13 protein-coding genes are annotated in these 12,888 nt (G+C 58.5%); 2 read left to right on the top strand and 11 right to left on the bottom strand.

Annotated elements, in window-relative coordinates; translation table 11 throughout:
- Nucleotides 1–6: 6 nt before the first annotated feature.
- The 11 genes from GAL_RS09925 to GAL_RS09975 all read right to left on the bottom strand — a co-directional run bounded on the left by GAL_RS09925 (nucleotide 7) and on the right by GAL_RS09975 (nucleotide 10,534).
- The gene (locus GAL_RS09925) at nucleotides 7–933 is read right to left on the bottom strand and encodes a 3-oxoacyl-[acyl-carrier-protein] synthase III C-terminal domain-containing protein (protein ID WP_024097452.1); all 927 of its coding nucleotides are present in this window, start codon (nucleotides 931–933) and stop codon (nucleotides 7–9) included.
- Nucleotides 917–1,903, bottom strand: coding sequence for an alpha/beta fold hydrolase (locus tag GAL_RS09930; protein ID WP_024097453.1), 987 nt, complete (start codon nucleotides 1,901–1,903; stop codon nucleotides 917–919). The genes GAL_RS09925 and GAL_RS09930 overlap by 17 nt, the downstream gene beginning before the upstream one ends.
- Nucleotides 1,893–3,269 (bottom strand): MATE family efflux transporter, encoded by a 1,377-nt coding sequence (locus GAL_RS09935; protein WP_024097454.1) that lies wholly within the window; start codon nucleotides 3,267–3,269, stop codon nucleotides 1,893–1,895. The genes GAL_RS09930 and GAL_RS09935 overlap by 11 nt, the downstream gene beginning before the upstream one ends.
- Nucleotides 3,270–3,284: 15 nt before the next feature.
- Nucleotides 3,285–3,767 (bottom strand): hypothetical protein, encoded by a 483-nt coding sequence (locus GAL_RS09940; RefSeq protein ID WP_024097455.1) that lies wholly within the window; start codon nucleotides 3,765–3,767, stop codon nucleotides 3,285–3,287.
- Nucleotides 3,768–3,772: 5 nt separating this feature from the next.
- Nucleotides 3,773–4,465 (bottom strand): hypothetical protein, encoded by a 693-nt coding sequence (locus GAL_RS09945; protein ID WP_024097456.1) that lies wholly within the window; start codon nucleotides 4,463–4,465, stop codon nucleotides 3,773–3,775.
- Nucleotides 4,458–4,718, bottom strand: a complete 261-nt coding sequence (locus tag GAL_RS09950) for a phosphopantetheine-binding protein (RefSeq protein WP_024097457.1) — start codon at nucleotides 4,716–4,718, stop codon at nucleotides 4,458–4,460. Before GAL_RS09950 ends, GAL_RS09945 begins: the two co-directional genes overlap by 8 nt.
- 24 nt (nucleotides 4,719–4,742) lie before the next feature.
- The gene (locus tag GAL_RS09955; protein ID WP_024097458.1) at nucleotides 4,743–5,678 is read right to left on the bottom strand and encodes a 3-Oxoacyl-[acyl-carrier-protein (ACP)] synthase III; all 936 of its coding nucleotides are present in this window, start codon (nucleotides 5,676–5,678) and stop codon (nucleotides 4,743–4,745) included.
- 650 nt (nucleotides 5,679–6,328) lie between these two features.
- Nucleotides 6,329–7,519, bottom strand: a complete 1,191-nt coding sequence (locus tag GAL_RS09960) for an ABC transporter permease (protein WP_244462755.1) — start codon at nucleotides 7,517–7,519, stop codon at nucleotides 6,329–6,331.
- 16 nt (nucleotides 7,520–7,535) lie between these two features.
- Nucleotides 7,536–8,678, bottom strand: a complete 1,143-nt coding sequence (locus GAL_RS09965) for an ABC transporter permease (protein WP_024097460.1) — start codon at nucleotides 8,676–8,678, stop codon at nucleotides 7,536–7,538.
- Nucleotides 8,675–9,382, bottom strand: a complete 708-nt coding sequence (locus GAL_RS09970) for an ABC transporter ATP-binding protein (RefSeq protein WP_024097461.1) — start codon at nucleotides 9,380–9,382, stop codon at nucleotides 8,675–8,677. Before GAL_RS09970 ends, GAL_RS09965 begins: the two co-directional genes overlap by 4 nt.
- A 27-nt stretch (nucleotides 9,383–9,409) precedes the next feature.
- Nucleotides 9,410–10,534 carry an efflux RND transporter periplasmic adaptor subunit gene (locus GAL_RS09975; RefSeq protein WP_024097462.1) on the bottom strand — a complete coding sequence of 375 codons (1,125 nt, stop codon included), beginning with the start codon at nucleotides 10,532–10,534 and terminating at the stop codon, nucleotides 9,410–9,412.
- Between the two features lie 363 nt (nucleotides 10,535–10,897).
- Here GAL_RS09975 and GAL_RS09980 point away from each other — a divergent pair, with 363 nt between their 5' ends.
- A complete protein-coding gene (locus tag GAL_RS09980; protein ID WP_024097463.1) occupies nucleotides 10,898–11,338 on the top strand; it encodes a nuclear transport factor 2 family protein in 441 nt (146 codons plus the stop codon).
- Nucleotides 11,339–11,484: 146 nt separating this feature from the next.
- Entirely contained in the window at nucleotides 11,485–12,783 is a 1,299-nt protein-coding gene (chrA, locus tag GAL_RS09985) for a chromate efflux transporter (protein ID WP_024097464.1), read from the top strand.
- The last annotated feature ends 105 nt before the right edge of the window (nucleotides 12,784–12,888 follow it).

The raw sequence follows: 12,888 nt of genomic DNA on the forward strand, positions 1-12,888 counted from the left end.
GGGGGGTCAGTTGACCTGAACCAATGTGCAGGTCGCTGTGGCGCCGAGGCCGATGCTGAACAGAAGCAACCGATCGCCGGAGGCCAGTTTATCCTCCTGGATAAGCTGCATCAGGTTGATGAAGGGATCCGCACCGAAACAATGGCCAAACCGGCCAATGGTTGAGAGACAGATCTTGTGGCGATCAAAGCCAAGGATCTTCGCCAGCATGATCCAGGAGGCCATGTTGACGTTGTGTGGCAGGATGAAACGGACATCCTCCATTCCGATACCAAACTGTTGCAGGGCCTCGCTCAGGGTTCGGCAGGCAAAATCCAGATACATATCCTCGAACCCCTCCAAATAGGGTTCGTCGAGATGCCCGGTGTTCTGCCAGAAACGTGGTTCGTGCTCGGTGTGGCTGTTCAGGATACGCAGGCGGCTTTCCTCGCGGCGGACCAGAACGGCGGCGGCACATTCGCCCATAATGGTGGTGTTTTCGATCAACCGCACATCCGGGTGAAACGCCTTCTCCGCAATCAGCACAAGGCCGGCGTCCTGATCGCCCAGCAGCTGCTCCATCGCCCAAAGCATTGACAGCCCGGTTGCACAATGGTTCATCGTGGCGCTGAAGACCTCCAATCCCCGCTCGGCAAAAGGCGCCAGGATCGAGGAGTGCTCCCCCTCGAAACAGGTGATGGCCGGCAGGGTATGGCAGTGGGAAACGTGGCTCAGTGCCGCCGCGCTTTGCGGATTGCGTGCCAGCAGCCGGTCGATGGCTCCTGACGTCATCTGGTCAAGCGGGGCCTGTTCATCGTAGTGGAAGCTTTCGAACCCGAAGAAACGCGAGAACATCCGCTGCTGGTTGCGGCTCAACGAGAGCTGATCCGACACCGCCTCGAGGGTCTCGGTCCGTTCGGGATGATCCAATTCAAAATCAACGATGTGCAGCATTGCCCACCTCCCGGTCCGAGGTTTGATCAAAAAAGCGCTGCAACAGACCGATCAAATCAGAGTGGCGAAGCACGGTGCGATGATTGCAATTGCGCAGATACTGCGGCGTTAGCCCCTCTTGCGCGGCGCAGATAAGCGGTGCTTCTGAGGCGGGCACCTGCCAATCATGCTGGGCGTGGATCACCAGCATGGGGACATTGGCGGACCGGCATTCGGCAGGGCCGATATCGATCAGCGATCGACCGCATGTGGCCTCATAGCGGCGCATCAGGGCGGTGGCCGTGCGCGTCGGTTGGTCAGTGAAGCGCAGATACAGCGTCATCAACCGGCCGAGGGACGACGGAGAGGAGATCGTCACCAGCCGCTCCGCCTGCAGTCCCAGTCCAAGCGCGATCATGGCGATCAACCCACCTGCGGAATGGCCAATCATCAGATCATAAGGTTTGCCTCGGGACATCGCCCGGCACAAACGGGACGCAACCCCCACGAAACTGCGCACAGACGCAAGCCCTGCCACGCGCGAGTGCCCGGTTCCCGGCAGATCCGGCACCTCCACGCAAAACCCCTGCTTCGCCAACTCCTGCGCCAGCGGCATCATCATGCGACCATCGGCGTTCCAGCCATGAAGCAGCAGGACCCGAGGCCCCTGTGAGGGTCCGATCTGGCGCAGATACAGACCCGCCAGCCGGTGGGATCGGTGGCTCTGGTCTGACTGATCAGCAAAGGGTTCATGGGCGCGCGAAACCGGCTGCGGGGTCTCCGCCTGATTGCGGTGAAACCGGCGCAGGAGCAGCCGCGCAGCCAGCCCAGGCGACAGGCGATCCAGCAGCGCAATTTCGAGGCGGCGCATTCGGCCACGGGCGGCCCTCAGGCGCAATACTGGTTCCTGCGGCGTTGCACGGCGCGCGCTGCGCAGCCAGCGGTAACCGCCCTGAAGCAACAGGCCCGGCAAGGCAAGCTCATACAGCATCGTGACGCCCCTGTTGACGCAGGAGAAAACCGAACTGGACGAGGAACAGGGCAAAGGTCAGCCCGCTGATCACTGACAGCAGCAGGATCGCCATATCCAGATCATGGCCGACATACTGCGCATAAAACACCGCCGCCCCTGTGATGATTTCCGTAACAATGGCGATGACAAGAACCTGCGTCGCCCGGCCCAGCTGCTCCATCACCACCTGAAGCATCGCAGCCCCGGAAACGAAGAAGAACGTCAGTTGCAAGCCCTGCATCACCAGATCGGTCGCGGCGCGCAATTCGCTGGTGTTCTGGCTGGGCGAGACCAGGAGGTTGATCATGTGATTATCCCAGAACGGCAACAGCGCTGTCAGCAGCCCGTAAAAGCCCAGCATCACCGGTACACCAATGCCCAGATATTGCAGTCGCGTGGTCGGATTGCTGTTTTCTGACAGCTGGTTCACAAGAATTGCGATCACCGATCCAATGGCAATGGCCGGGATCATGAAGGACACCCTGAGACGCATGACAACCAGGAAGGCAGAGGCGTATTCGCTACCGAAATCCGCAAGCACTGGAAAGATCACCGCCGCGCTGAGCGAGCTCACCAGGATCGTCAGAGCAATCGGTGTGCCAACAAACATCAACAGCTGTGTTGTCCGCGCCTTGACCTGTTCCTTGAGGTGAGTGACCGCCGCCCCCGCTTCATGCTTGAGCAGCAGAACCATGACCGGAAGCATCGCGAGAGGGCCCGCGAGATTGCCGATCAGCACCGCATCAAAACCCATGTCGTATGCGACAAGAAGCACATAGGTGGTCGACAGGTCGATCAACGCCAGCCCAAGGAATGGCAACAGACTGCGCGCGAGCTTCCCCTGCCCCCGCATGGCCGCATAAAAGATATCAAAGACGACAAATGCGCTGAGGGAGAGAATATAGAGCGGTAGATAGTCGAGGGTCCGACGAAACAACGCGTCCTCTACCGGCACATAAAGCGCGGCCACATAGGCAATTGCGGCAAACAGGCTCAGCCCTGCAACCGCATAGGCCGACATCCGCCAGGACGCAGGAAAGATGGCCGAACGCGGCCAGTTGTTCTTGGATCTGGCGCTGAACACCTGATTGGAGATTGCCAACCCCTCCATCAGGGCGAGAACCAGCAGGAAGGCCGGTTGCAGCATGGATTGCAGTTCCAGCGGTTCCGCCTGAGGTGCGCGTGCAAGAACCGCAACCTTTCCCAGATGGAGCCCTGAAACGATGATCGCCCCGGCCGCAAAAGGGATCGCCATGACAATAATTTCGGAAAGAACCGACCAGACCGAACGGCGCGGCGGCGGCAGCGCATCATCGGCGACGGCTGGAAAGGTAGCTGGTTGCATTATGCGAACTCCGCGCTAGGGGGAAAGGGTGCCAAGTAGGGGCAGACGGGCGGTTAGTGGCGCCGGTTCAAGCTGTTGTTCCTGAGGTGAAACCTCCGGCTCAGCTGAGAGAACACAGATCCTCCGGTCGCCGCCCTGCGCGCCGTCCTCCAGAACAACAATGGTGGGGAATTGCGCCAGCAGCGCCTCGACGAATATGCGTGCAGATCTTAGGGTGGTCACACTGCTGATGCGCAGCGCATGAACCGGGCCGCCATGGTGCCACTCACCAAGAATATCGAGCAGTTTCGGCGAACGCTCGTCCGCGTGGTAGTCCCGATGGAGATAAACCAGTGGAACCTGGCTGTTTGGACCGATTGCCGGAATGGAGCTGCGCTTGGTGGCAATAAGCTGCGCTGAGACATCACACGGAGGAACGCCGGTAGCCCCTGTGGGTAAGACGCCTTTATAAACGACCGTCATTCCATTGATATCGAACAGATAACTACTCGTACACATGGTGCTCAGCCCTGTCCAAATCCGTTAAGATCATCCGCTGTCGCAGCCAGTGCCGGACGGATCAGTGCAAAGAGCACGGCATCTAGCAGTTCCAAACCATGGCACTGCCCTGCAAGTAGGCCGCGCCCGCCCATCAGCTTGGCCGCTTTGCCGAACAGATGGCCAATCTCGCGGTGGGTAGAGCGGTTCATTGCTGCCGTGGTCTGACCCGGCAACTGGTTCTCGGTCAGCAGGCGATCAACGGTGGCGTTGATCTCAGAGAATTGCGCCTTGATCAGCGGCTGATGCAGCAATTGCATGCCAAAACTCTCCCGGCCCTCAAGATAGCCAAAGGCAAGATCAAGGCAGCGCAGCACCCAGCCCAGCCGCAGCGCCACGAATGCACGGTTCATCTCGCCCAGATCTGTCAGCATTCCGGCGTCGCAAGAGGACAGTTGCAGGTCAAAGGCCTGAAGCCCGACGTCCTCCTGCGCCGGGGCGGTCAAGCAAGGTTTGTGGCTGGGTCGGCTCAGGTCGATGATCGCAACACCGGTATCTGCACCATGATCCGTGGCATGAAGCGCCATACCATTCAGAGCCGGATAGGCGGGTACCCCGGTAAGCAGGCGTCCCAACTCAGCCAAGGCCTTTTTTGGGGCATTCCTGCGTGCTGCAACCGTCAGCGACGACAGATCGTTCGATGGGTCCAGATCAAACATGTTCGACCTGCCGTGCGCCAATGCGGTCTTCGATGTGGCTGACAAGGGAGGCCGCGCGGTTGAACTCCTGCTGGCCGATTGCGTCGGGGTCAAACTGCAACCCCTCAATCTGATCTTCCAACGCCAGCAGGAACTGGACGAACATGTAGGAATCCAGATCAAATGCCTTGTCCAGTTCGGTTTCCGGTGTCAGCCCGCTGACCTGCCGTTCCGTTACTTCGGACAGCGCAGTTTCGATCGCCTTGAAAATCATTGCAGTCAATGTTCCATACCTCTGTTAGTTGAAATCTGTTCGTTCCAGCAGACAGGTCGCGAAGGTCACGCCTGTTCCGGCGGCCAGGACGAACAACTGGGTGCCGGGGGAAATCTGATCGGGCTGCGACATCTCGTGAGTGGTCAGATTGACAAAGATATCGGAGCAGTAACCGTGACCAAGGCCCTGAACGTCACCCTGAATACACCGATCCTCCCAGTCGAAGTGACGCAGCAGCGCCCGTGTTACCGGGAGGTTGAGGTTGTGGGGCAAAATGCGGAAATCAGGGCGCAGCGCGTCTGAATAGTCGCGCAGGCAATCCTCGACAAAACCGATCATCCCATCCAGGTAATCGTCCTGAAGCGCACGCCGGTCCTCCGCCGCCATGGCATCCGGGTTCTGGTAGTAACGCGGCATATGCCGCACGCGGGTGTCCAGCAGCATCCATTTGCCCGGGCCAGCATTGAACAGCGCTGCGGTTGGCAGTTCGCCCAAAAGACCCACCGGCAAGCGGGCAACATTGTAGTGAAACGCCTTCTCACCTGTCAGAACGATAACCGGGCCATCTGCATCGCAGGCCTGAATGAACCGCATCGCTGCCAGAGCCGAGGCACAGCTGGTCATGGTCAGGGAATTGACATCCCATCCTTCAAGACCATGTTCATCGGCAAGACAGCGGAGCCAGTCTTCATCTGCAAACCCGTGATGGGTCTGCGTCCGGCAATAGAACAACGTGCCATATTGCGATTTGAGGTCAGGATGATGGGCAAGCACGCCGTCAAGCGCCGCCGCCAGCATGCCATTCAGATCTGCACGGTGCAGGCCCACGCTCTCAAGTTCGAAAAAACGTTGGTACATTTTCACGGCACCTGCGGTCAGGCCATGGCTGGGACCAAGATCCTTGAGCGGGATGCGCGTGATTTCGTCACTTGGAAAACAGATGTGATTGAGCGGCAGCATAACGTGTCCTTTTTGCTGACGCCCCTGTCAAAAACAGGAATTAATCAGCGATTTCACGTTGTAGTCTGTGAATTCCGCACAACCTCAGAACGACCTTTTTCACGATAGTGTACCCTTCAGAACGTATATTCGAACCTTAACCTTCCGTTAGGACAGCTTAAGGAAGCCATTGGGCCGAGCGATGGCACGGTCGCCTCTGCGCGTCCGTGTCACTCCATCAATCATTGGACCGTACAATCCTTGAGCACGAACGACAGGTCGACATAAGACAATCTGAGGTTGTGCATTCAGGTGGCAAATAGCTGGTACATACTCAACCGATTCGTGAATATGCGTGATCTGTGTGCTGCTATACTAAGAAGAGAATAACCTAGCCTGACGGGCGCAGACGATACAGCGCTTGAGCAGCGTGAAAGCGATTCACGATGGCAGCAATCGCTGGCCCGTCGGGTCACGTCAGCTATTGAATTTCGCTGAGGTGGAACCGTCCGAAGAACACTGGTGTTAGAATTTCATCCATGACCGCAAAGGCTGAGAAGATGGTCTGAATCTCCCCAGAGGGGCGACATCCCAGCCAGAAACACATAGTAAAATGCCGACCCCAATCATGGGGCCGGCATGTTCTTTACCGGTCGTGGCGCGTGAGAAGACTAGCCGGCAGATCGCAGAGCAGTTGCCAGTTTTACCCGCGTCGCCGCCAAAGCTGGTAGAGCTCCGCCAATCATCCCGATTGCAACGCCCAGAAGCGCGCCGTCGCGGAGGACATTCATACTCACTTCCAGTTGAAATGCGGTGGTGGTGTTATTCGGTCCAACCGTGCTCGCCTGCCAGCCATGAAATACCAACCAGGAGGCCACCGCGCCGAGGATCGCCCCGAAAATCGACAGCGCAACCGCCTCGACCCAGGTTCCGGCAAAGGCAGACAACCGCGAAAACCCCAGGGTGCGCACCGTGGCAATCTCCATCGCGCGATTGGCGACCGAGGTCATCATTGTGTTGATGGCCCCGATTGTGGCCCCAATCGACATCAGAATAGCCAGCGGCCAACCGAACATGCGGATCAGGGTCGAGGTGCGCGCGGATTGTGCTGACAATAGCTCTACCTCAGTCACTGCGGTCAGCGGTGTTTGCGACAGCGCGGGCAAGGTGGCCTGCAATTGTTCCAACCCGGTTCCGCCCTCCAGCGCTGCGCGCAGAATTTGTACCTGTCCCATCTGGTCAAACGCAGCCTGCACGGCCTCTAACTCGCCCCAGATTTCGGATTCCATGGCACCACCACCGGCCGTGAAATGACCAACCACCTGCCAGTCAACCGCCCCGAGGCGAACACGTTCTCCGATGCCAAACACCCCTGCCCGCGCGGCAAGATCGCGGCCCACTATGATCTCTCGTGTGCCGGGCGCAAAACTGCGACCCACCGCGATGGCCGCATTTGGGCGCAGTGCAATGCCGGTGGCATCCATGCCCCGCAACGCTAGGGTCTGAAGAGACCCGTCGTCGGCAGACTGGATTTCGACCGGTACGACAGTCTCACGGGAGAAAATGACCGCACCGGCGGCGTCGCGTTTAAGACCAAGATCCGCGGAGGTTGCCTGAAGACTGCGGATCACCCCGGCGGGAATATCCGAACTGGTTTCCTGATTGGTTCCCCCGCCGAGGATGACGGCAATCTCGGACGAGCCATTGCCGGCCAGAGCGGTCTCAAACCCCTTGGCCATCGCAAGGAACCCGGTCAGCACCGCAACGACAAGCGCCACGGAAAGCACCATGGACAGTGAAATCCAGATCCGCTGCGGCAAGCTGCGAAGATTGGCGGAAATCATCACCATGACTTGTTTCATCTGTAAAACCATCGGCTTACCTCGCTTTAAACGCGTTGGAGACTGTGGTGCGCATTGCAAGGACAGAAGGCAGTAACCCCGTAACAAGTCCAAGCAGCACGGTGATCACCAGGGATTTCCCAAGAACCGCCCCCGTCAGAACCAGGCCGAGCGCAGGCCCTGCGACCTGAGTTGCAAGCTTTGTCAGAGCGATTCCGATGGCCCCGCCAACGAGAAAGATCAGCAAGGTTTCACAGAGAATGAGAAGGACGATGAACCCGTTCTTGAATCCCAGGGTTTTCAGCACGCCGATTTCAAAGGTCCGTTCCCGCACCGCAAACAACATCGTATTGATAACGATCATCAAAATGGTCACGAAAGCAGCGCCGACGACCAGCGAAACGATCAACTCGACATCTGCAAACTGGCGCAGAAAGGCCTCAAGGAACTGTTTTTCCGTCTGCGTTCGTGTCGGCGCACCGGTGTTTGCAAACTCCGCGTCAATGCGCGAGGCCAGCACACTGGCCGACACATCGGGGTCAGGCTGCACAACAAACCCGTCCACGGTATCCACATTCCGGATGCGCAGGGCGTTTACATACTCATAGTTCGCCAACATGAAATAGGTGTCCGTACTCGCGCTAGCGCCTTCAAAGATGCCGCCGACTTCGAACCGCCAATTCCGGTTACCGCCCTCTTGCATGATATTAAAGGAGGTGACCTCAATCCGCTGCCCGGCCTGCCACCCCTGCGCATCCGCCAGCGCGCGGCCGACCAGAACGCGGTCTCGTCCCTGTTTTAGCGCGGCCAAAAGATCCGGCGTCAGCCCCAGGCTGGTACCGTTGATCCGGGCAAGATCCTCCGGCGACACAGCATTGGCGACCACGACATTGCGCTCAACCTCGCTGAAGCCACGCAGGCGTGACATATAGGTGACCTCTGCCACCCCCTCTACTGAGGCGATCCGGCGCAGGTACGCAATCGGCAACGTCTGGTCCCGACCCGATTTGTTCATCACACCAAGCACATCGTCATTGGCGCCAGCCGATCCCTGGGTGCCGGACAGGAAGCTTGCCGTCAGGCCATAGATCAAAAAGGCCACCGCAATGCAGAAGATCAACAGCAATGTGCGCATCGGTTTACGCCAGGCATTGCGCCTGGCCAGTGTCAGAAAGGTCATGCGGCGGCCTCTTGTCTCTCCATGAACTGCCCCTTGTTCAGATGCAGGGTGCGGCTGGCATGGGTGGCGGCTTCGGGATCATGGGTGACCATGACGATGGTCTTCTTCAATTCGCGATTGAGGAAGCCCAGAACTTCCAGCACTTCATCGGCCGAACGCCTGTCCAGATCCCCCGTCGGTTCGTCACAAAGCAACAGCGGCGGGTCGCTGACAATTGCACGCGCAATCCCGACACGCTGCTGTTGACCCCCGGACATGCTGGAGGGCAGCTGCTTGCCACGCCCGGAGAGTCCCACGAGGTCGATAATCTTCTCCACTCGTGCCCGGCGTTCTGCCCGGCCGATGGGTTTCAGCAGCAGCGGCAGTTCGATGTTTTCTGCGACATTCAGCGTTGGCAGGAGGTTGTAGAACTGAAAGACGATGCCGACATTATGGGCGCGCCAATTGGATTTCTTAGCCTCTCCCATCTGCTCGAGTTTAGAATTACCGATGCGGATGCTGCCGCTGTCCGGTGCGTCGATGCCACTCAACAAGTTGAGCATGGTCGATTTTCCAGACCCTGACGGCCCCATCACCGCGACGAACTCACCTGTATCAATGGACAGGTTCAGGTCCGAGAAGATCTGGATCTTCTCCTTGCTAAAGGAAAACCCTTTTGAGACAGCGTCAAACTGAATGAAGGGCGTGTTCTGGGATGGGGGCATGGAATTACTCCTCTAACGGTAGGATGATCAGGTATCACCAAGGGCGATACGAATGCGGGCGGCCATATTGGGGCGCATGCCCTCAGGCGGGGTATCAAGCGCCAGACGCAGCGAAATCGTGCCTCTTTCGGCGGACACGACCGGTGAGATCCCTGTCACGTGAACCGCGAAGGGCTGATCGGGAAAACCGTCCAAGACGGCCTCTCCGCTAAGACCTACCCGCAGTCGCGAGACATTGGTTTCGGCCACCTCCGCATCGAGATAGACAGAGGTCGTATCGGTAATGACCATCAGGTTGTCGGTGTCTCGAATGGTATCCACCCGTGCCAGAACACTATTGCCAACCCGTGCTGACAGCTGCGTAACAATCCCTGAAACCGGCGCACGAATTATCAGCTCATCCACATGTTCCTGAGCGATCTGAACCTTCAGATCTGCCATGCGCATATCCTGTTCGGCTTGTTTCAGGGCCGTTCTAGCCAGCTCCAATGCCGTGGCGGCGTCCTGTGTCGCACGCTCAGTGACGGTTTCCTTAGCCAACAAGGAATTGATCCTGTCAAAGTCGCGGCTGGTTTGCTCAAGCTCAATACGCCGGGTCTCGAACCGCAGTTCTGCCAGCCCCTGATCAATGAGAGCCGTCTGAAGTGCGAACTGCGCGCCGGGGTCGCTGACCTCCACCAGGATCTGGCCGGTTTGAACGTGATCACCCAATTCGACAAAGAGCTGCGTTATCGTGCCTTCGTATTTGGCAAATACAGACGCGTAGTCCTGTACCGTGACATAGCCGGAGCCGGTAATCTCTGCCGGTCGGGAGAAAACAGGCAGGGCCGCGGGGCTGACGGTCGATGTGGTTGACACAGGCGCAGGGCTAACAGCTGCGGCACTGTTTGCCTGGGACCCAGCGGTTGACGCCTCCGCGTCCAGCAGCCTCCCGGCCCACGTGCTCAGGGCGGCTAGATCTGGCAGATCCGCGCGCCAGTAAACCAGCCCGCCGACAGCCAGCAGCCCGCTCAGCAACAGGATGCGCAGCATTGAAGAACTGCCGCGCTGCCGCTGCCCCTCTTCAGGTGAGTGAACATCCGAAGCGGGCCCGGCAGGAAGCGGGGTCAGTGCCTCGGCAAGATTGCGGTGGGTATCGGTGTGAATGTTCATGATCCATGGATCGACCATTTTCGCCGGGTATCGCGACCTAGAAGCCGCGCGAAACGTACCAAATCGTCATTTGACACCGTATTTTCCTGAAATGAGACCTAAAGATGTGGAAAAGGCCCACACCAATGAGGATCCAAACGCCTGCAAATGATGTGATCAGGCGCATTGGCGACAATTTGTTTTCGCGCGATCCAGAGTATCGGCCAGAATGTCCATTGTAATCTTGTTAAGACCTGTGCTTCAGTTTCATCTCTGAGTGCGATTGTCGCCCATCTCTGGTGTCTTATCTTCTCGAGCCCCGAAGTCGGGAACGGTCGATGGCACCAAGCGAGCCGATGTCTGCTTCCGAAGCTTTGAGGATCTATGAAAAACAGCGAGCGGCTCTTTCAGTGGTTTCATGATGTCTGGGTCAATGGGAACCTGGATCTGGTTGAGCCGATGTTTCACCCCGATTTGGAGGTCAACGGCCCCCTTCACGGCGCAATTGCAATCGCCGCGGATTACCGGGAGGTGGTCGGCACCATTGGCAACGTCATTCACGACCTCGAGCTAACGCTGACCCATGCACTGGACGATGGCGACTTCGCCGCGATACGAATACAGGTAAGAGGCTACGGTCGTAGTGAGGAATATGCACTGGACTACGCAGGTCAGCTGATTGTCCGCATGCAGGACGGCCAGATCCGGGAGTTTCTGTCGAATTTCGATTATATGACGATGTTCGAGCAACTTGGCCAGCTACCGCCGGATTGCCTGCCGATCTGCATGACGGGAGAGCGGCTCATCTGGGCTGATGATACCTGAGGAGCGCGGCAACTGATCAGCCCATCTGATCGCTGCACTATGACATATCTGTAGGTTCAGCGGGTTTCTGTGCCAGCTGGGCAGCTGACCACTGGCGCTGCGCGCACGGGATGATAGAAGGTCATCGACCAGTCAATAGGACGCCTATGACCGAGATATCAGCAAATCGCGAAACCTCATCGAACGGCGACGCGATCGCTATGGCTGATTTGATCCGGGTCTTCGGGCGGATCGGGCTGATGTCCTTTGGTGGGCCGGCGGCGCAGATTGCGCTTATGCATAAGGAGCTGGTCGAGGACCGCCCCTGGCTCAGCGAGGCGGGATTTCTGCGCGCGCTGTCGTTCTGCATGATGCTGCCGGGCCCTGAGGCGATGCAATTGGCCACCTATGCAGGTTGGCGGTTGCGCGGAATGCTTGGCGGTGTTCTGGCCGGACTGTTGTTTGTATTGCCCGGGGCGTTGGTGATTGCGGCTCTGGTGTTTCTTTACGTGAATTTTGGCACACAACCGATTGTGCAGGCTGGATTTCTCGGCATCAAAGCCGCAGTTGTTGCCATTGTTTTGCAGGCCCTCCAGCGGCTGGGTAAGAAGGCGTTGCATGGGGGGACGGATCTGGCACTGGCTGCGTTTGGCTTCCTCGCGTTGTTTCTCTTTGATCTGCCGTTTCCGCTGGTCCTGCTGACCGCTGCGCTTCTCGGCAGTCTGCGTGGGGTTTCGGCGAAGACCGAGCCCGCGGCGCTGACACCCGCAACCGCGGGACCTGTCTGGGTGACGCTGGTGCTCTGGGGCAGCTTGTGGCTCCTGCCCCTCGGCGCGCTGAGCCTGTTTGGTCCACAGCTGCTGGCGGATATTGGCTGGTTTTTTGCCAAGCTGGCCGTGGTCACCTTTGGCGGGGCCTATGCGGTACTGGCCTATATGTCCCAGACCGTGGTCGCGCAGTACCAGTGGATCGAAACCGGTCAGATGATCGATGCACTGGGGCTGGCCGAGACAACACCGGGACCGCTGATCCTGGTGACGCAATTTGTGGCGATGCTCGCTGGCGCGCTGGCCTCTGGCATGTGGATGGCGCTGGCGGCCGGGGTGGTGGCGCTCTGGGCCACATTCATGCCCTGCTTTCTCTGGATTTTTCTCGCCGCCCCTCATGTGGAGCGGATTGCTAGCCATCCCCGGCTGGGCGCCGCATTGCGGGCGATTACCGCCGTTGTGGTGGGGGTTATCCTGAACCTTTCGGTCTGGTTTTTGCTGCATGTGCTGTTTCGCGAGACTGTCACGCTGGAGCTGCCTGCGATTTCGCTGATGCTGCCGGTCATGGCCAGCCTTGATATCTCTACCGCCCTGCTGGTGCTGGCAGCGCCGGTTGTGGCGCTGGCGTGCGGCGGCCGACTGGCCTTGATTTTGCCCGCCATGGCAGGGCTTGGGATCGCGATGGCGCAGATCATCTGAGCCGCGCAATCGCAGCGTAAATGCCACGCGTGATCCCGCTAGTGTCAGAAATTATTTACGAATCCCTAACGAGCAACCCTTTAGTTTCCGGTAGAAATCCGTATT

This window comes from Phaeobacter gallaeciensis DSM 26640 (assembly GCF_000511385.1).
Lineage (GTDB): Bacteria > Pseudomonadota > Alphaproteobacteria > Rhodobacterales > Rhodobacteraceae > Phaeobacter > Phaeobacter gallaeciensis.